This is a genomic window from Aeromicrobium sp. CTD01-1L150, from assembly GCF_041951745.1.
Lineage (GTDB): Bacteria > Actinomycetota > Actinomycetes > Propionibacteriales > Nocardioidaceae > Aeromicrobium.
In genome coordinates, this window is sequence record NZ_CP169555.1 from 1,920,894 (window position 1) to 1,939,040 (window position 18,147).

Sequence of the window (18,147 nt, forward strand, 5' to 3'; positions counted from 1 at the left end):
GCCTCCTCAGATGTCTCGGAAGGTCTCGATCTGCGCGCCGAGGGCGTTGAGGCGCTCGGCGAGGTCCTCGTAGCCGCGGTTGATGACGTAGACGCTGCGCAACACCGAAGTGCCCTTGGCGGCCAGCATCGCGATCAGGATGACGACGGCCGGGCGCAGAGCCGGAGGGCAGACCAGCTCCGTGCCGCTCCAGTGTGTCGGCCCCTCGACGAGCACCCGGTGCGGGTCGAGCAGCTTGACCCGGGCACCGAGCTTGTTGAGCTCGGTGAGGTAGATGGCCCGATTCTCATAGACCCAGTCGTGCAGCAACGTCTGGCCGTCGGCCATCGCGGCGATCACGGCGAAGAACGGCAGGTTGTCGATGTTGAGACCCGGGAAGGGCATCGGGTGGATCTTGTCGATCGGCGCTCGAAGCGTCGAGGGGTGCGTGGTGATGTCGGCCAGACGGGTTTGGCCGTTCTCCGCGGCGTACTCCGCACTGCGCTCGTAGGAGAAGCCCATCTCCTCCAGCAGGGCCAGCTCGATCTCCATGAACTCGATCGGCACCCGGCGCACCGTGATGCTGGACTGCGTCACGATGGCCGCCGAGATGAGGCTCATGGCCTCGATCGGGTCCTCGCTGGGGGCGTAGTCGACGTCGGTGTTGATGGTGGCTGTGCCGGTGACCCGCAGCGTCGTGGTGCCGATGCCCTCGATCTGCACACCGAGCTTCTCCAGGAAGAAGCACAGGTCCTGGACCATGTAGTTGGGGCTCGCGTTGCGGATGACGGTGACGCCGTCATAGCGAGCGGCGGCCAGCAGCGCGTTCTCGGTGACGGTGTCGCCGCGCTCGGTGAGCACGATGGGACGTTCCGGCGCGACGCCGGCACCGGCGGTGGCGTGGTAGCTGCCCTCGGTGGCCACGACCTTCAGCCCGAACGGTCGCAGCGCCGTCATGTGCGGCTCGACGGTCCGGGTGCCGAGGTCGCACCCCCCGGCGTAGGGCAGCTCGAAGGTGTCGACACGGTGCATCAGCGGGCCGAGGAACATGATGATGCTGCGGGTGCGTCGCGCGGCGTCGGCGTCCATGGACGCGAGGTCGAGGTCGCGGGGGACGACGAGCTCCAGGTCGTTCTCGCCGTTGAGCCACCGGGTCTTGACACCGATCGACTCCAGCACCTCCAGGAGACGGTTGACCTCCTCGATGCGTGCCACCTTGCGCAGGATCGTGGTGCCTTCGTTGAGCAGGGAGGCGCACAGCAGGGCGACGCCGGCGTTCTTGCTCGACTTGACGTCGATGGCGCCCGACAGCGTCGTGCCACCCTTGACCCGCAGGTGACTGGGGCCGGACGTGCCCATCGAGACGATCTCGGAGTCGAGCGCGGTGCCGATGCGCGCGAGCATCTCCAGGGTGAGGTTCTGCTGACCCTTCTCGATGCGGTTGACGGCACTCTGGCTGGTCTTGAGCTCCTCGGCCAGCTCTGACTGCGTCAGGCTGCTGTGCTGTCGGGCGTCACGGATGAGGGTGCCGATCCGGGAGAGGTAGTCCTGCTGGTCACTCATGAGAATCATCCTATCTCAGATATGAGATAAAGCTTCAAGCGGCGTTGATCACGATGTCGGTCCACAGGACCGGGGTGCACGTGCCGGGCGAACAGCACCCCGAAGATGGCTAGCCCCCCGGCCACCATGCCGACGATACCGAGCCCTGTGTGACGCCTGGGTGCGGCGCTCACGCGGTGGTCAGCGTCTCGCCCGGCGCGATGCGACGCGCGTCGGCCACCCCGGCATGGTTCACGACATGGTTCCAGTAGATCCCATACGCACGATCGGAGACGACGGCGTCGTGGATGGGGAACAGGGTCGCGGGGCTGACGCGAGCAGCGAAGTCCACCGTCTCGCTCACCTTGGCCCACGGAGCCGTGAGCGGCAGCGCCAGGACGTCGACCCCTGGCGGCGCGTGGGTGTAGGAGTCGCCCGGATGGAACAGGGTGGCGGCGCCGTCGCCGACCAGCACACCGACGTTGGCGACGGTGGGGATGCTGGGGAGGATCTCGGCATGGACCGCACCGACTCCACGCAGCTGCAGGTCGCCGACGCGATGCTCCAGGGCGTCGACATGCTCCACCCACCGGCCGTCCGGCTGCAGGGAGCGGGTCTCGGGATCGCACAGCAACAGCGCGTCCGGGTTCGCCCGCAGCAGCGCCGGCGCGCGGTCGGGGTCGAGATGGTCCGGGTGCTGGTGGGAGACGACGATGGCGTCGAGGGCGGTGAGCTCGAACGTCTCGGGCAGGCTGAAGGAGCCGGGGTCGATCAGGATCCGCGTGTCATCGGTCGCCACGAGAAGGGTCGCGTGGCCCAGCCGGGTGATGTCCATGGGCCCATGATGCCTCGCGGGGGCCCGGTGGCCGGTGGTGCCAGGCCGGGAGGACCCGCCCCGGACGGCGGCTGGTCACCCGCCCCGCTTCTGCCGTGTGGCAGGCACGGCCAGCGCTGAGGGAACCAGCAGCACGGCGACGACGAGCAGGGCGTCCAGCGTCCCGACACGCTCGGCCACGAACCCGATCAGCGGGGGACCGGCCAGGAAGGCCGTGTACCCGATGGTGGAGACCACGCTCACGCGAGCGGCCGCGCGGCGCGGATCGTCCGCCGCGGCGCTCATGCCGACGGGGAACCCCAGTGACGCGCCGAGGCCCCAGACGAGGGCGCCGACCAGGCCGAGCCAGAGGCTGCCCCCGAGCACCGTGAGCAGCACACCCGTGCCGGCGAGCGCCATGGTCGCCCACAGCACGGGGACTCGACCGTGACGATCGAGCAGCATCGGGCCGAGGATCCGGCCGAGCGTCATCGAGCTCACGAAGACGGCGAATCCCGCCGCCCCGGCCCAGTCCGGGAGGTCGTAGCCGTCGACGAGGGCAACGGCGAGCCAGTCGTTGGCAGTGCCCTCGGTCAGTGCGAGCGCCAGGACCATCAGGCCGATCAGCAGCGTCCTGGGCTCCAGCCAGGCCGATGCGGGACTCGCGTCGGCCTGGACCTCGGGTCGCGGCTCGTGGCTCGAGCCGAGGAAGGCGCGCCCCCCGGCCAGCGCGACCACCAAGGCGATGATCGCCGCGACCAGCAGGTGCAGCACCACGGTGACGGCGAGGGCGGCTGCCAGGGCGCCACCGGCGGCGCCGATCACCGTGCCGAGGCTGAAACCTGCGTGGAACCGCGGCATGATCGTGCGTCCGATCAGCCGCTCCACCCGCGCCCCCTCGAGGTTCATCGCGACGTCCCACACACCGACGCCGAACCCCATGACGGCGAGCGAAGCCGCCGCCCACGGCACCACGCCGGCCTGGGCGGCGAGACCGGCCGAGACGACGCCGGTCGTCATCAGCAGGGCGCCGGCCTGCACGACGCGCCGCTCACCCCACCGCTGCACGAACCAGCCGGCCGTCGGCAGGCCGCACAGCGATCCGACGGACAGCGCGAGCAGCAGCAGACCGAGGCCACCGGGCGAGAGGTCCAGCAGGTCGCGGATCGCAGGGATGCGCGACATCCAGGAGGCAAAGAGGAAGCCGTTGGCCATGAACACGGTGGCCACGGCCACCTTGGCGCGCCCGGCGGTGCCGTTCAGGAGTGCCACCGTGACATGCCGACGTCGTGGTCACGGCCGGAGCGGAAGACCAGCACCAGCAGGCGTGCCCCCAGGACGAAGGCGAAGAGCACGAGGACCCCACCGAGGTAGGCGCCGAGCGTCAGCTGGTCGGTGAGCTCCGGCCCCCGGTCGACCATGAGCAGCAAGATGCCGCTGAGGGCCGCGGTGGCCGCGAGGATCGCCGTGACCACCTGCTGCACGAGACCACTGAGGAAGCGTCGCTCCGCAGGGTCCTGGAAGGTGCGCAAGGTGACGGTCAGCCGTCCGCCCTCGACATCCTCCAGGATCGAGGAGAGGCGGTGCGGCAGGCGTTGCAGCGTCGGCAGGAGGGTGACCAGCTGGTCCTCGATCTCCTCCTTCACGCCGCCCGGCCCGATGCGTCGGGTCACCACCGACCGCCCGCGTTCGCGCGCCGCGGCCACGAGGTCCACCTCGGGATCAAGCGTCTGCAGCGTGCCTTCCAACGCGCCCAATGCGCGCAGGGCCGCAGCCAGTGACGGCGGGATGGACAGGCCGTGCCGCAGGACGACGCGCAGCAGCTGCACGAACAGGTCACTCGTGCGCCCCGCACTGGAGCCGAAGCGCATGATCAGCTGGGCGAGATCGCGCTCGAGGGCACGGGAGTCGAGCGACGGAGGGTGGTCGAGGACGTCACACAGGGCTCGCGTGGCGGCAGCGGCGTCCTGTCGGTCGATCGCCAGCAACAGCAGCCCCAGGGAGAGTCGCGCTCCGCGATCGAGCCGACCCACCGACCCGAAGTCAAGCAGTGAGAGTCCACCGTCAGCGTCGATGAGCACGTTGCCCGGATGCAGGTCAGCGTGGAAGATCCCGGACTCCAGCATCTGCTCCAGGACGGTCGTCAGCAGGGCGTCGGCGTGAGAGCGCCGCACGTCATCCGGCAGGGCAGCCAACAGGTCGGCGGCGCCGGACAGAGGGGTGCCGGCCAGCTCCTCCATGATGAGGACACGTGCCGTGCTGCGATGCACTGCCGGCACCGACACAGGGGGCTCGGCGCGGCTGCCCACACCTCGGACGGCCTCCACGTTCTCCGCCTCCACCCGGTGGTCCAGCTCCTCCTCCAGCGAGGCGGCGAAGCCCTCGGCGAGGTCACGGACACCGAGGTCACGTGCCCACGGCTGCGTGCGGTCGAGCCAGCGGGCGAGTCGCCCGATGATGTCGAGGTCCGCCGTGACCTGCGCGCGGGCGTCGCTGCGTTGCACCTTGACCACGACGCGCTCGCCGCCGACGAGCTGTGCGCGATGCACCTGACCGATGGAGGCTGCGGCCAAGGGCTCGGGATCGACGTGGGTGAAGATGGCGTCGAGGCTGCCGAGCTCCTGCTCGAGCGTCCCGCGCACGGTGGACCACGGTTGCGCGGCGACGTCGGACTGCAGCCGGGAGAGCTCCTGCACGAACTCGGGCCGCACCAGGTCAGGTCGGCTCGAGAGCATCTGCCCGAGCTTGACGAAGGTGACGCCGGCGTCGGTGAGGGCGAGCCGCAGGGCCCGTGCCGTGGACGACGTGCTGGTCTCGACGCCGTGACGTGTGCCGCGCGTGGTCAGGAAGCCGCCGAGACCATGGCGAGTGGCGATGGCCACGATCCGTGCGTAGCGCTGTCCGCGGCGCGAGCGGGCGGGCAACGACTGAAGGAACGGGACCGGGCCGAGCAGGCTGCCCGTGGGCACGAGGGCCTCCAGCAGGACGAGGAGACCGACCTCGAGGGCGATCAGCCAGGCGATCGTCAGCACCGCGATGGCCATCACGACGGCAGCGTCCTGCCCGGAGGTGGGGTCGAGCCGTGCGCCGAGGGCGTCAAGGATCCAGGTGACGAGCGGAACGGCCACCGCATTGAGCAGGAGGCTGAGCACGATCGTGCGTGGCCAACCGACGGGGACACCGAGGAGTCGCCGTGCGACGACCGCTATGAAGAACGCGTTGACGAGAGCTGAGATCAGGACGAGAGAGGAGCCCACACCCTGACTCTATGCGTTCTGCTGCCGTGCTCGGAGCGGACCAGGCTGCACGCCCGTAGGGTCGGCTGCATGCCCACGCCGCAGGAGATCACCACGTTCACCGACGCCGAACCGCCACCGGGCGTGTCGCCGTGGGTCGATGGCGCCGGGCCGCTGACCGGCATCGAGGTTGTGGATCCTGACCCCGCATGGCCGCAGATCTACGCATTCCTCGACGCGCGCATCCGCGAGGCACTCGGCGACCTCGTGGTGGACCTGGCACACGTCGGCTCCACCGCGGTGCCCGGCCTCGCCGCCAAGCCGGTGATCGACATCGACCTCCTTGTGGAGCAACCGGCCGCGGAGGGCAGCTACGTGCCCGCGCTGTGCTCGCTCGGGTTCACGTTGGTGGTCCGCGAGCCATGGTGGTCCGATCACCGGTGCCTGCGGTCGGTGGACCCGATGGCGAACCTGCATGTCTTCGGTCCGGACAGTCCCGAGCCGGTGCGACACCGCATCCTTCGCGACCACCTCCGCACATCTGCCGACGACCGCGATCTCTACGCCGCCGCCAAGCGTGACGCCGCAGCCCGGGCGAACGCCGAGGGGGAGCACGTCATGCAGTACAACGCCCGCAAGGAGCCGGTGGTCCGTGAGATCTACTCCCGAGCCTTTGCCGCGGCGGGTCTCCTCGGCGCCCGAGGAGGCATCTAGAGTGAGAGACGTGGACGACGCCGCACTGCACAGCTCCGTCATCGGCGACTCGGGCGCGACCGTGGTGTTCCTGCACGGTCTGTTCGGCCAGGGCAAGAACTTCACCCAGATCGCCAAGGCGCTCGTGCCGGACTTCCGTTCCTTGCTCGTGGACCTGCCAGACCATGGTCGTTCGCCCTGGACGGAGAGATTTGGCTACGAGCAGTACGCCGACGCCGTCGCGGATCTGCTGGGGTCCGGCGTCGCCCGGGGCGGCCCCGTTCACGTGGTCGGGCACTCGATGGGTGGCAAGGTGGCGATGCTGCTGGCCCTGCGTCACCCCGAGCTCGTCGACCGCCTCGTCGTCGCCGACATCTCACCGGCCGCGAGCGACGGCTCCGATGAGTTCGAGCACCTGCTCGGCAGCCTCGCGCAGCTTGACCTGTCGAGCCTGGAGACCAGGGGAGAGGCCGACGCGCAGCTGGCGGAGCCCATTGCCAGTGCCACCGTGCGCGGGTTCCTGCTGCAGAACCTGCGCCGGGCATCGGACGGTTTCCACTGGCAGGCCAACCTCGATCTGCTGCGCCGGGACCTCGCCGACATCGGTGACTGGCCGGCCGTTGACAGCTCGTTCGATCATCCCGTGCTCTGGGTCGCAGGGGAGCGATCCCACTACGTCCGCGACGAGCACGACGAGACGATGCGGCGGCTCTTCCCGCAGACCCGGCTCGTCACCATCAAGGGCGCGGGGCACTGGGTGCACTCCGAGCAGCCAGAGGCCTTCGCGTCCGCACTGAAGGTCTTCCTGGCCGGCTGACCTGTTCGTCAGAGTCGGTGCTCGGCCAGGAACGAGCGGACCGCGCTGGACAGGAGCTGCTCGCACACGGGAGGATCAGGACGGTGGGGAGCCCCTCTGATGACCGTCTGCGCGAGCTCGTGCTCATGCGCCGAGTGCGCGACCGCATCGACCGCGACTACGCCCAGCCGCTGGACGTAGCTGAGCTGGCACGCGACGTGCACGTCTCGGCCGGACACCTCAGCCGACGATTCAAGGCGGCCTTTGGTGAGTCGCCGTACTCCTACCTCATGACGCGACGCATCGAACGTGCCATGACCTTTCTGCGCTCGACGGATATCTCGGTCACCGACATCTGCTTCACCGTCGGCTTCTCCTCGCTCGGTACCTTCAGCACACGCTTCGCCGAGCTGGTGGGGGTCTCGCCCAGTGAGTACCGCAGATCCTGCGGCGATCAGGTCAGCGAGCTGGTTCCGTGCGTGGCGCGCAAGGTGACCAGGCCGATCAGGAATCGAGAAGCGTCCCGCACGCGGCAGGACCTAGTCTCACCAGCATGAACCTCACCATCCACGCCAGCTTCCTACCCCACTCCGATCCCGACGCCTCATTGGCCTTCTACCGCGACGTCCTCGGCTTCGAGGTCCGCAATGACGTGGGCTATCAAGACATGCGGTGGATCACGGTCGGCCCGGCCGACCAACCAGAGACCGCCATCGTCCTTCACCCTCCGACGGCCACACCGGGCCTGACGGAGGAAGAGTCCCGGGTCATCACCGAGCTGGTCGCCAAGGGGACGTACTTCGGCATCGCCCTGGCCACGCCGGACGTGGACGCGACGTTCGATGACCTGGTGGGCAAGGGTGCCGAGGTCGTCCAGGAACCCACCGATCAGCCCTATGGTGCTCGTGACTGTGCCGTGCGCGACCCCGCCGGCAACGACATCCGCATCCAGCAGTTCACCTGAGCCCCGGTACCGAGCCCGGCGCCCCACACACCGAACTGCTTGAGCCAACTGGGAGACGCGGTCACGCGCTCCCGTCCGGCATCGTCGTCGATTGACGGTTTGTGATGCCTACGCTCAGGTCTCCATAGAGTTCGGGCCGACGGTCCTGGAAGCGCGGCAGGAACAGGCGCTGAGCCACTAGGTCCGCAGAGACGAGTGTGGCTCGCGCACTACCGGGGCCACCGCCAGCGGTTGCCAGCAAAGAACCGTCGGGGCCAGCGATGCAGGTCTCCTCCGTCAGCGCGAGTTCTCCTTGGGACCCACACGCCTGGGATGCGACCACGAAGCATTGATTCTCAAAAGCACGCGTCACGGCGATCGCGCGATACAGGTCCGGACTGGTCTGGCGGGGAGCCATATAGCTGACACAGAGAATGTCGATACCGCGCAGTGCCAGTACGCGAGCAGGCTCGGGAAAGGAATTGTCGGCGCAGGTGAGAAGGCCGAGGCGGCCCACCGGAGTGTCGGCGACCACGAGAGCTGATCCAAGCGCGAAGTATTGCTTCTCCAGCCGTGGCAGATGGGTTTTGGGTGCAACGACACGGGAACCGTCGGGTGCAAGGACCACCGCAGCATTGATCAGGACCCCGGCGACGGTGTGATGGTGCAGCGCGAGTCCTGCAACGACCGTCATGCCATGAGTGGTCGCAAGGTTCTGGAGCGTGTCGAGAAAACCCTGATCAGAGCTCGCGGCCGCATGGTAGTACTCGTGGCGGTCCTGTGCCGCGTCAGATCTTGGGTACCCAACGTTGGTCAGTTCTGGCAGGACCACCAGATCGGCGCCTTCGGCCGCCGCCTGGGTGACGACCTGTTCCGCACGTTGGGAATTGACGGCCACGTTCAAGTAGTCAACGGGGTACTGGGCGGCAACGACGTCGACGGTCTCTGGCATGTGGACACGCGGCACGGTCGCTCCGTGGGAACCGGGGTCAATCGTCATAGACCGAAAACTGATCAAGGATGCGCTCGTCCGTCAGGAGTTCGTCGCGACTGCGGGTTCCATTGCGGATTCCGACCGCCGTCGCGAGCGCCTGAACGAGTGAGATGAAGGCTGAGATCGACTTCAAGATGGTGACACCGTCGCAGTCCACTATGTAGTGGATGTCAGCCGACTTGGCCAACGGCGACGCTGCGCTGTCGGTGAGAGCAACAGTGTGGAGACCAGCATCTCGTGCGTAGTCCAGCGCTGTGACGGTGTCAGACGTGTACCGGTAGAGCGACACGGCGATGAAGACCTCGCCGGGGCGAAGCGCCCGTAGGTCGTCCACCAGCATGCCAGTAACCGGCGCGACCAGCCGGACATCTGGCCGGACCAAGCTCAAAAGATAGGTCAACAGCTGGGCGACCGGCAGGCACTTGCGTAGGCCCATCACGTGCACACGATCAGCAGCGGAGACCAGGTTGACGGTCTCGTCCCACTGCTGGGAGGTGATCCGCGTAAAGGTGCGTACGAGGTTCTCCTGCTCGTGGCCGACCGTCTCCTGCAGCAGTTGGCCCGAATCATGGTGGCGTTCGGCATTCAAGAACCGGCTGACGAGATGCGCTTCGGCCGCGAGCCGATCGCGGCACAGCGCGACCAGGCTGGGGTATCCCTTCAGGCCTAGGGTCGACGCGAATCGGACCAGCGAGGATTGGTGCACCCCGGCCAGCTCAGCCGTTTGACCGATGGTGCGGAATGCCGTTCCCTGGGGGTCGGTGAGTAGCAGACGGGCTATCCTCTGCTGGCCCGGCGCGAACGACTCGACGCGGTCTTGGAGTACCTGGCGGAGCTCATCGTAGGTTTGAGGACCCGGTCCGGCGGCTGGCTTGTCCCGTGGCATGACGCTCTACCGTCCCTTGGTGAGATAGACACTGTCGTGGAGGTCGATCGTGCGATAGGGGATGCCCTTCTCCGCGACCGCGCCCCTACCTCGCTCGGTTGTGATGACCCTACCCCCGGTCGCGACCGATCGACGGTTCTCGGCGATGACTCGACCGGCAGCGATCGTGACGGAGGCGGTCCGATGAAGCGGATCGACGACGACGATGTCGGCGTCGGCTCCGGGGGTAAAGTGCCCTTTGGAGTGCAGTCCGAACATCTGCGCAGGTCGCAGACTGGTCTTGGCGGCGAACTGCAACCACGACAGCGCGCCGAACTGTACGAGCAGGACACCTTGGTCCAAGATCAGGTTTCGCCAGCCTCCTCCGTCGGAGGAGATGGCGTCGACGACGAACGAACCAGGGCCCTCATAGGTCAGCGAGCCCGCAGAGGAGACCCGCGCGCAGGCCTGATGGAAGGCAGTCAGTCGTCGATTCACCTCAAAGGAGAGGAGCGGGTCGCGGAGCTCGCGCCACAGTTGAAAGCCGTGCGATCCCGTCACAGGCTCATCGACCTCGGGCGCATGCACGAAGACGTATCCGGTCTCGAACGCCTCGCGCAGTCCGTCGGGTGTCGGGTCCAGCCCTCGCAGACGTAGGCAGTTGTGCGCGATGTGATCGGTGAGTTGTCCGTCGTTCAGTGCGCCGAAGGCAACGTTGAGGGGAGCCAGATGTGACTCCGAAACGACGCGTGGATGTTCGAGGAGAAGATCCAGGGCGCGCCGGTTCTCTGTCTCGAGCTCGTCGGTCGCCCCGCGGAGGTACGCGTTCGTGTGCGCGAGGTGCATCGGGTGTCCGTCTGCCAAGGCCAGGGCCTCTTGCATGCCGTCCAAGTCACTACCGTGGTGCGTCGTCCCAGCATGGAATGCGGCGTAGAGGCCACGTTCGGCGCACTGTTCGATGGTCAGTGCGCTGGCCTCGGGCGTGCTAGGGAAGTGCCCGCCGAGGAGCTTTACTCCGACGGCGCCGGATCGCTCGGCGGCGTCGATGTCTGCGGCGATCTGCTCGCGGCTCGGCGTGCGCTCATAAGCAGGCATGGCTTCGAGACCGAGGAGCGTCAGGCCGGCGCTCGCTTCGTGCCATTCCTCCACGACTTGTGAGAAGCGGGCGAACTCCACAGCAGTGGTGACACCGGCCACGGCGAGCCGCCGGTGGGAATCAGGTCGACCGGAGGGGGAGAAGACGCTCGGCAGATGGACATGACTGTCGACGATGCCCGGGAGGACAACCTGACCGTCGGCCTTGATGGTCCGAGTTGCTCCGGTGGACTCAATGGTGGGCGCTACATCCGCGATCGCCGTTCCCGTGATGCCGATATCGGCGATGTCGTCGAGTCCGTGGACAGGGTCCACGACCCGTCCGCCGCGGATCACCAGATCGAAGTCCTGAGCACTCACCGTGAGTCCTTTCGTTGAAGATCACCTTGACATAGCAAAGTTGCTTCAGCAAGATAGCGCACAATTCTAGTTGCATAGACGGCTCAGAGACTCGGCCCTGAGCCTCCTTTCTCGCCTACGGAAGGAATCCGCCATGCGCGGCAGAAAAGTCATCGTGTTGTGCATTGTCGGCGCCATGTTCTTGTTGGTTGCTTGTTCACCCGACAACGGTGCTGGTGACGCACAGACGCTGAGGGTCGCCACCGACGCTGAGCCCGGCACCTTCGACTGGCATCAGTCGACGTCGGGCGCAACCCAGTCAGCGACGATCCAGGTGCTCGAGACCTTGTACAGCCTCGATGAGAACTACGCGCCTGTCCCCATGCTGGCCGAGTCGGAACCGCAGGTCACCAACGGCGGGCTGACCTACGTCATCCCCGTCCGCGACGACGTGACCTTTCACGACGGGACTTCGCTGGACGCTCAGGATGTCGCCGCCTCACTTGAACGATGGGGCGAGGTATCAAGCAACGGCCGATCCATGTTCGCCCAGGTGGACGAGGTGACGGCCACCGACGATCATGAGGTCACCATCGTCCTCAGCGAACCGTACGACGTGGTGCGTGCTCTGGCGGTTCCGATCGCCGCAGCTGCGATCATGCCCCGCGACATTGTTGAGCAGTACGGCTCCGACGTCATCGAGGACGTCACCGATCTGGTGGGGTCAGGTCCGTACCGCATGGTGGAGTGGGCGAAAGGCCGCCATTACACAATGGAGCGATTCGATGACTACACACCCGCCGACAACGGCGCCGACGGTGGGCTCGCGGCAGCTCGGCCTGCGACGTACGAGCGAGTTGAAGTCGCACTCGTCCAAGACGCCAGCACCCGCTACCAGAGCACGTCTTCCGGGCAGTACGACGTTGCGCTGAATCTGCCGGGTGACATCTACGATGAGGTTGAGGCCTCCGGGCTGACCACCCGAGTCGTATCGCCCTACTACTCCCAGTACCTGCTGCTCGATACGTCTGAGCCGCCTTTCGACGATCCAGAAGTACGCCGGGCTGTAGCGCTCGCCCTGGACGAACCGTCCTTGGCGATGGCCGCCTACGGCCATGAGGACCTCTTCGAGCTCAACGGGGCTATCTACCCCGTGGACATGGGCGTGCTGAGCACCGAGGCTGGAATTGACAAGTACGGGGAGCAGAACACTGATGAAGCTAGCGCTCTTCTAGAGGCCTCAGATTATGACGGAGAGCCGGTCGTCTGGATGACTTCCCAGGCCTTGGCACCGATCTATAACTTCTCGATCGCAGCCGGGGAACAGCTGGAAGCCGTCGGATTCAATGTTGAGATCGACGTCACTGAATGGGCGGCGATGAATGACCGGTATACCCAGCCCGAGACCTGGGACATGTTCAGCACAGCGTTCGGGGTCGGCTATGCGATGCCGTCCTTTCACCTCCTGCTCAACGGACAGTTCCCCTATGAGGACTGGTATGCCTATGACGACGAGATGGCGGACCTGCTTACTGCATGGCACACGGCTGAGTCCGAGTCCGAGCAGAGCGCGGTGATGGCTCAGATTCAGACTCAGTTCTATGGAGACCGCCCCGCGATCAAGCTCGCGGATTATGCCGCGGTGAACGGCATCTCGCCTGACGTCTCACTGGAGGATCAGGGTTTCTACCTGCCGTTGTGGTGGAACGCTGAGCCGGCCTGATCCACCTCGCCTGACGTTCTGAACCCGAACCGATCCCGACAGGAGCGAGATGTCCGGAACCCCGACGACCTCGCTGCCACGTTTCGTGGCACAGCGTGCACTCCTGGCGGTACCGGTGCTCGCGGTGATCGCTGTACTGACGTTCACGCTCTCCCGACTCGCACCGGGAACGCCGGCCACCCTGATGCTTGGTGAAGGGGCCAGCGAAGAGCAAGTGCGCCATCTGACCGAACGCTGGGGCCTGGACGAGCCGATCTACATCCAATTCGGCCTTTGGTTGAGAAATCTGCTCCAAGGCGATCTGGGGGAGTCAATCCGTTTCGGTGGACCAGTCCTGGAGATGATCGGCCAACACATCGGTCCGACCATCAGTATCGCGCTTCTCGGCCTGCTGATCGTGATCGTGATCGGAATCCCGTTCGGACTCCTGGCGGGTCACTTCCGTGGCACAGTGCTCGATCGAGGGTTGATGGGCAGCACCTTCGTCGGCATGTCGGTGCCCGAGTTCTGGCTGGCGATGCTCTTGGTTCTGGGCGGCGGCGTGCATCTGGGCTGGTTCCCTGTGTCCGGGTACACCTCGCCGGGCGAATCCATCACCGGTTGGCTGATGGCCATCATCCTTCCGGCGATTGCTCTGTCCATCGATCAGGTCGCGCTCGTTGCACGGATGGTGCGCGACTCGGTGGTCACGACGAGCAACGAACCCTGGGTGACGTCGCTACGTGCGCGAGGTCTGGCCTCATCCTCTGTAGTCGGTCGCCACCAGCTGAAGAGCGCGCTGGTGACTGCTATCACGGTGATCGGCAATGCCTTCGGAGGATTCATCACAGCGGCCGTCGTGGTGGAGATCGTGTTCAACATCTCCGGATTCGGGTGGCTCACCGTCGAAGCAGCACTGCAGCGCGACTACCCACTGCTGCTGGGCGTCGTCCTGGTCGCGGCGTTCGCCTATGTGCTGGTGAACCTGGTGGTCGATGCTCTCTACGCCGTGATCGATCCGCGGATTCGCGCGTGAAGGGACGAGGATGACCACAGAACTGACGGGCCCGCGGCGGTCACGCCGTCGCCGTCGAGCGCTCGACTTAGTGACGTTGCTCTGTCTCGGGTGGCTGGTCGTGGTCCTCATCGCCGCGTTGCTCGACGAACGGCTGACCCGGTACGGAGCCACGGTCGCGGTCGGCGACCATCGACTGGTGCCGCCATCGGCTGAGCATCTCCTGGGGACGGACAACTTCTCACGCGACACCCTGGATCGACTCATCGTCGCCGCGCGCTCATCTCTCATGATCGGGTTCTCCGTCGCGATCGCCAGTAGCGTGATCGGGGGAGTTCTCGGTGCTGTCGTTGTGATCTGGCGCTCCGTGGACAACGTCATCATGCGCATCCTGGATGGGCTGATCGCCTTCCCTTCCATCGTCCTGGCGATCCTGCTGGTCGCAGCCTTCGGTGGCGGGCATTGGCAGGTCATCGTGGCCCTGACGCTGGTGTACTTCCCGCGCATTGCGCGTGTCGTACGCGGGATCGGCCTATCACTCATAGCATCCCCCTTCGTCGAAGCTGCATACGTCGCCGGGGGCAGCCGCTGGTGGGTGATGCGTCACCATGTCATCCCCAACCTGTTCGGGCCGATCGGCGTGCAGGGGACCTACGTCATGTCGCGGGCCATCGTCATCGATGCCGGCCTCAGTTTCCTCGGCCTCAGCGTCCCACCGCCGACACCGACCTGGGGAAACATGCTCGGCGATGCCCGCCTGTTCATGGATCAAGCCTGGTGGATGGTGGTACTTCCCGGCTTGTGCATCGTGTTCACGGCATTGGCAGTCAACTACGTCGGCGACTGGCTGCGCGATATCACCGACAAGAAGCTGGGAGCGAACCGATGAACACCGTGCCCGACCCTCTCGTTGAGGTCGAGGGTCTCTCGCTCGCGACCCATAACCAAGACGAGGAACTTACGCTGCTGGAGGATCTGTCCGTGGCCGTGGAGCCCGGTGAGGCACTGGGGATCATCGGCGAGTCCGGTTCGGGAAAGTCATTGCTCGTCCGGTCGCTGGTTGGTCTGCTGCCCCGAGGTGTCCACCACACTGCCGGGACCGTCCGGGTTGACGGCATCGACGTCACCACCGCCTCGCAGCGGCGGCTGCGAGGATTGCGCGGCGCGAGGGTCGGCATGGTGTTCCAAGACTCCATCGGCAGCCTGGACCCCCTGTTCACGGTCGGCAAGCAACTTGTGGAGGCCATGCGAGTCCACCGCAAGATCAGTACCCGCTCCGCGCGGGCCGAAGCGCTACGGCTGCTGGACGAAGTTGGCATTGCCGAGCCCGAGTCACGGCTGCGGTCCTACCCGCATGAGTTGTCTGGCGGAATGGCCCAGAGAGTCGCTATCGCGATCGCCATCGCGAATTCACCGAGGTTGCTGATTGCCGACGAGGCAACGACCGCGCTCGACGTGACCGTCCAGCGGCAGGTCGTCGGACTGATCAATCGGATCCGAACCGAACATGAGTGCTCGGTGATCTTCGTGAGCCATGACCTGGCGATCGTCGCGTCACTCGTCGATCGAGTCGCCGTGATGTATGCCGGCCGGATCGTCGAGCTCGGTCCCACCGACCAGGTACTCAACGCACCTCGCCATCCCTACACTGCCGGCCTGTTGCGGAGTCGGCCGCAACTCGACGTCGTTGCTCAGGAAGTCCTCACGATCCCCGGGGCGGTTCCACTGCCAGGGGAGTGGCCGGCGGGCTGCCTATTCCATCCCCGTTGCCCGCGAAGCGACGACGACCGGTGCGTACGTGAAGAACCGACGCTGGAAGGCAGGAAGCACGTTTCGGCCTGCCACTACCCACTGATCGATGGCGCGGACCGCTCCACTCTCGACGAAGCACCAGGAGCCTCGCGATGAACACTCGGCAGACCGGCGCACACGATGACTGGTCCTCGGCGTCACCGTTGCTGTCCGTTCGGGGACTCACCAAGGACTTTGGCGGACGAGGCCGGCGGAGTTCTGCGACAAGAGCGCTCCAGGATGTGAGCTTCGACGTACAACCCGGGGAGTGGCTCGGTGTGGTGGGCGAATCCGGCTCGGGCAAGTCCACCCTCGCCCGCATCATCGCCCGTCTCGAGACTCCGACCGAGGGCACGGTGTGGTTGGAGGACACCGACATCGGCGACAGAGCGCTGGGACGCAAAGCTTTCGCCCGGCGTGTGCAGTTCATGTACCAGAACTCCTTCAGTGCCATGAACCCCCGGTTGACCATTGCCGAGGTCGTGGCCGAGCCGTTGATCCTGCACGGCCTGGCGCGCGGCAAGGCGGAACGTGAAGCGATGGTGGTCTCGCTGCTACGTGACGTCGGCCTGGACCCGTCGATCCGAGAGAAGCGGCCGGGCGAACTCTCCGGTGGTCAGTGCCAACGGGCAGCCATCGCTCGTGCACTCGCCTTGGAGCCCGAGATTCTGCTGCTCGACGAACCGACGTCCGCACTCGATGTCTCAGTTCAGGCTCAGATCATCCGGTTGCTGCGCCAGATCGAACAAACCCGCGAGCTGACGGTGGTGATGATCTCCCATGACCTAGCCCTGGTCTCTCAGACGTGCCACCGGATCTGTGTGCTCTATCGCGGCGACCTCGTCGAGATCGGTCCCACGGAGAACATCGTAGGCAAGCCACAGCATCCGTACACCGTGACTCTTCTCGAGTCGGTGCCCACCATTCCAGCGGTGTCCGATGGAAGATGACCGCCGCTTCACCACAGTTCTCCGCGACCCCCGTGGAGAAGAACGCCATTCGGAGACGAAGGACCAACCGATGCTTTTATCACCCACCCTGGCCATCAACCAAGAGATCGATCGTCGCCGCCGGGCCGGACTTCCCGTGGTCGCTCTTGGCTTTGGAGAGGCAAACATCCCGGTTCATCCGATGTTGACCGCCGCGCTCGGTGAACATGCGGGCCGTGCCGGATATGGCCCAGTCCAGGGACTGCCCGAACTCCTCGACGAAGCCGCAGAATACTGGGTCCGACGCAAGGTGCCGACCCGTGCCGAGCACGTCGTTGTGGGACCGGGAAGCAAGGCCCTGTTGTTCGCCGTGTTTGAGGCGCTCGGGGGCCCCGTTCTGCTTCCGGGACCCAGCTGGGTGAGCTATGCGGCCCAGAACCGGATCCTGGGACAACAGGTGGTCACCGTTCCCGCGCCGACCGGTCAGGGCGGACTTCCTGATCCCGAGGCGCTCCGGGACGCTGCGACTCGCCTGCACGCGGACGGGGCCCCGGCTGCCGCCGTCCTCATGACGATCCCGGACAATCCCACCGGCACCGTGGCCTCACCGGATCAGGTCCGCGCCGTATGTTCGGTCGCCGAGGACTTCGACCTGACGATCATCTCCGATGAGATCTATCTCGACCTGGTGCATGACCCGAAGCGAGATGTCCTCACTCCTGCCCAGATCATGCCCGATCGCACGATCATCACGACGGGCCTGAGCAAGAGTCTGGCATTGGGCGGCTGGCGACTGGGCGTATCCAGGATTCCAGATCACGGCCCGCTGCGCGCCGTCCGAGAGCGCGTCGTCGGAGTGGCCAGCGAGATCTGGTCGGCTGCGGCGCAGCCCGTCCAGCGGGTGGCGGCCCTGGCCTTCAGCGAACCCCCCGAGCTGGTGGATCGGATCGCGCAGAGTCGCCGCCTTCACAGCCGATTGGCCCGTACCGTCGCAGAGATCTTCGCCGCAGCGGGCGCGAACGTCGCTCAGCCTGAAGGAGGGTTCTATGTGTACCCGGACTTCGAACCGATCCGTGGCCAACTGGCGGCGCAGGGCGCTATGACTAGTCGAGACCTGGCTCACCTCCTGCTGGAGGAGGAAGGCATCGCAACATTGCCGGGTGTGGCCTTCGGGGACGACCTCGCGCGGTTGGCCCTGCGGGTCGCGGTTCCGATGTTGTATGGGACCGACGACGATCAGCGCATGGAAGCGCTGGAAGCCGAGTCACCAGAAACACTTCCGTGGATCACCCAGAGCCTAGACGTCCTCCACGCGGGGCTGAGCCGCCTGGCCGGTTCCAGCACGATGCCCAACACCACACCTGTCACGTAGCACCCCAGGTAGATGCGGACCGGATCGGGTGCCAACGCGAGA

The 18,147-nt window shown here is 66.1% G+C and carries 17 protein-coding genes; 10 read left to right on the plus strand and 7 right to left on the minus strand.

Annotated features, from left to right (window positions below; all coding sequences use genetic code 11):
* Window positions 1–6 precede the first annotated feature (6 nt).
* The 4 genes from ACEVFP_RS09515 to ACEVFP_RS09530 form a co-directional block, all read right to left on the minus strand.
* The gene (locus ACEVFP_RS09515) at window positions 7–1,542 is read right to left on the minus strand and encodes a UDP-N-acetylglucosamine 1-carboxyvinyltransferase (protein ID WP_375003594.1); all 1,536 of its coding nucleotides are present in this window, start codon (window positions 1,540–1,542) and stop codon (window positions 7–9) included.
* 169 nt (window positions 1,543–1,711) lie between these two features.
* On the minus strand, window positions 1,712–2,356 hold the full coding sequence (locus ACEVFP_RS09520; protein ID WP_375003595.1) for an MBL fold metallo-hydrolase: 645 nt from the start codon (window positions 2,354–2,356) through the stop codon (window positions 1,712–1,714).
* Window positions 2,357–2,431: 75 nt separating this feature from the next.
* Window positions 2,432–3,607 (minus strand): MFS transporter, encoded by a 1,176-nt coding sequence (locus tag ACEVFP_RS09525; RefSeq protein ID WP_375003597.1) that lies wholly within the window; start codon window positions 3,605–3,607, stop codon window positions 2,432–2,434.
* Window positions 3,595–5,592 carry an ABC1 kinase family protein gene (locus tag ACEVFP_RS09530; protein WP_375003599.1) on the minus strand — a complete coding sequence of 666 codons (1,998 nt, stop codon included), beginning with the start codon at window positions 5,590–5,592 and terminating at the stop codon, window positions 3,595–3,597. The genes ACEVFP_RS09525 and ACEVFP_RS09530 overlap by 13 nt, the downstream gene beginning before the upstream one ends.
* Before the next feature lie 69 nt (window positions 5,593–5,661).
* Here ACEVFP_RS09530 and ACEVFP_RS09535 point away from each other — a divergent pair, with 69 nt between their 5' ends.
* The 4 genes from ACEVFP_RS09535 to ACEVFP_RS09550 all read left to right on the plus strand — a co-directional run bounded on the left by ACEVFP_RS09535 (window position 5,662) and on the right by ACEVFP_RS09550 (window position 8,024).
* The gene (locus tag ACEVFP_RS09535) at window positions 5,662–6,285 is read left to right on the plus strand and encodes a GrpB family protein (protein WP_375003600.1); all 624 of its coding nucleotides are present in this window, start codon (window positions 5,662–5,664) and stop codon (window positions 6,283–6,285) included.
* Window positions 6,286–6,295: 10 nt separating this feature from the next.
* Window positions 6,296–7,081: an alpha/beta fold hydrolase gene (locus ACEVFP_RS09540; protein WP_375003601.1), complete on the plus strand. Its 786-nt coding sequence runs from the start codon at window positions 6,296–6,298 to the stop codon at window positions 7,079–7,081.
* Between the two features lie 125 nt (window positions 7,082–7,206).
* Window positions 7,207–7,617, plus strand: coding sequence for a helix-turn-helix transcriptional regulator (locus tag ACEVFP_RS09545; RefSeq protein WP_375003799.1), 411 nt, complete (start codon window positions 7,207–7,209; stop codon window positions 7,615–7,617).
* Complete coding sequence (locus ACEVFP_RS09550) at window positions 7,614–8,024, plus strand: VOC family protein (protein ID WP_375003602.1); 411 nt, start codon at window positions 7,614–7,616, stop codon at window positions 8,022–8,024. The genes ACEVFP_RS09545 and ACEVFP_RS09550 overlap by 4 nt, the downstream gene beginning before the upstream one ends.
* A gap of 61 nt (window positions 8,025–8,085) precedes the next feature.
* On the opposite strand, the gene ACEVFP_RS09555 is transcribed toward ACEVFP_RS09550, so the two are convergent.
* Genes ACEVFP_RS09555 through ACEVFP_RS09565 form a run of 3 tightly spaced genes read right to left on the minus strand, consistent with a single transcriptional unit; the run spans window position 8,086 to window position 11,317 of the window.
* Window positions 8,086–8,955: a carbon-nitrogen hydrolase family protein gene (locus tag ACEVFP_RS09555; RefSeq protein WP_375003604.1), complete on the minus strand. Its 870-nt coding sequence runs from the start codon at window positions 8,953–8,955 to the stop codon at window positions 8,086–8,088.
* Between the two features lie 37 nt (window positions 8,956–8,992).
* Window positions 8,993–9,883 (minus strand): MurR/RpiR family transcriptional regulator, encoded by an 891-nt coding sequence (locus tag ACEVFP_RS09560; RefSeq protein ID WP_375003605.1) that lies wholly within the window; start codon window positions 9,881–9,883, stop codon window positions 8,993–8,995.
* A 6-nt stretch (window positions 9,884–9,889) separates the two neighbouring features.
* The gene (locus tag ACEVFP_RS09565; RefSeq protein ID WP_375003606.1) at window positions 9,890–11,317 is read right to left on the minus strand and encodes an amidohydrolase family protein; all 1,428 of its coding nucleotides are present in this window, start codon (window positions 11,315–11,317) and stop codon (window positions 9,890–9,892) included.
* Window positions 11,318–11,450: 133 nt separating this feature from the next.
* Between ACEVFP_RS09565 and ACEVFP_RS09570 the strand changes: the two genes are divergently transcribed.
* From ACEVFP_RS09570 to ACEVFP_RS09595, 6 genes are all read left to right on the plus strand, one after another.
* Window positions 11,451–13,019 (plus strand): ABC transporter substrate-binding protein, encoded by a 1,569-nt coding sequence (locus ACEVFP_RS09570; protein ID WP_375003607.1) that lies wholly within the window; start codon window positions 11,451–11,453, stop codon window positions 13,017–13,019.
* 49 nt (window positions 13,020–13,068) lie between these two features.
* On the plus strand, window positions 13,069–14,034 hold the full coding sequence (locus ACEVFP_RS09575; protein ID WP_375003608.1) for an ABC transporter permease: 966 nt from the start codon (window positions 13,069–13,071) through the stop codon (window positions 14,032–14,034).
* Window positions 14,035–14,302: 268 nt separating this feature from the next.
* A complete protein-coding gene (locus tag ACEVFP_RS09580) occupies window positions 14,303–14,902 on the plus strand; it encodes an ABC transporter permease (RefSeq protein WP_375003609.1) in 600 nt (199 codons plus the stop codon).
* Window positions 14,899–15,921, plus strand: a complete 1,023-nt coding sequence (locus ACEVFP_RS09585) for an ABC transporter ATP-binding protein (protein WP_375003610.1) — start codon at window positions 14,899–14,901, stop codon at window positions 15,919–15,921. The genes ACEVFP_RS09580 and ACEVFP_RS09585 overlap by 4 nt, the downstream gene beginning before the upstream one ends.
* 125 nt (window positions 15,922–16,046) lie before the next feature.
* Window positions 16,047–16,754 carry an ABC transporter ATP-binding protein gene (locus ACEVFP_RS09590; RefSeq protein ID WP_375003611.1) on the plus strand — a complete coding sequence of 236 codons (708 nt, stop codon included), beginning with the start codon at window positions 16,047–16,049 and terminating at the stop codon, window positions 16,752–16,754.
* Entirely contained in the window at window positions 16,744–18,105 is a 1,362-nt protein-coding gene (locus ACEVFP_RS09595; RefSeq protein WP_375003612.1) for a pyridoxal phosphate-dependent aminotransferase, read from the plus strand. The genes ACEVFP_RS09590 and ACEVFP_RS09595 overlap by 11 nt, the downstream gene beginning before the upstream one ends.
* The last annotated feature ends 42 nt before the right edge of the window (window positions 18,106–18,147 follow it).

Bases quoted from the DNA above. Each gene is read 5' to 3' on its own strand.
- ACEVFP_RS09515 (WP_375003594.1), bottom strand. From the start codon at position 1,542: ATGAGTGACCAGCAGGACTACCTCTCCCGGATCGGCACCCTCATCCGT.
- ACEVFP_RS09520 (WP_375003595.1), bottom strand. From the start codon at position 2,356: ATGGACATCACCCGGCTGGGCCACGCGACCCTTCTCGTGGCGACCGAT.
- ACEVFP_RS09535 (WP_375003600.1), top strand. From the start codon at position 5,662: ATGCCCACGCCGCAGGAGATCACCACGTTCACCGACGCCGAACCGCCA.
- ACEVFP_RS09545 (WP_375003799.1), top strand. From the start codon at position 7,207: ATGCGCCGAGTGCGCGACCGCATCGACCGCGACTACGCCCAGCCGCTG.
- ACEVFP_RS09550 (WP_375003602.1), top strand. From the start codon at position 7,614: ATGAACCTCACCATCCACGCCAGCTTCCTACCCCACTCCGATCCCGAC.
- ACEVFP_RS09555 (WP_375003604.1), bottom strand. From the start codon at position 8,955: ATGCCAGAGACCGTCGACGTCGTTGCCGCCCAGTACCCCGTTGACTAC.
- ACEVFP_RS09560 (WP_375003605.1), bottom strand. From the start codon at position 9,883: ATGCCACGGGACAAGCCAGCCGCCGGACCGGGTCCTCAAACCTACGAT.
- ACEVFP_RS09570 (WP_375003607.1), top strand. From the start codon at position 11,451: ATGCGCGGCAGAAAAGTCATCGTGTTGTGCATTGTCGGCGCCATGTTC.
- ACEVFP_RS09575 (WP_375003608.1), top strand. From the start codon at position 13,069: ATGTCCGGAACCCCGACGACCTCGCTGCCACGTTTCGTGGCACAGCGT.
- ACEVFP_RS09580 (WP_375003609.1), top strand. From the start codon at position 14,303: ATGATCGGGTTCTCCGTCGCGATCGCCAGTAGCGTGATCGGGGGAGTT.
- ACEVFP_RS09585 (WP_375003610.1), top strand. From the start codon at position 14,899: ATGAACACCGTGCCCGACCCTCTCGTTGAGGTCGAGGGTCTCTCGCTC.
- ACEVFP_RS09595 (WP_375003612.1), top strand. From the start codon at position 16,744: ATGGAAGATGACCGCCGCTTCACCACAGTTCTCCGCGACCCCCGTGGA.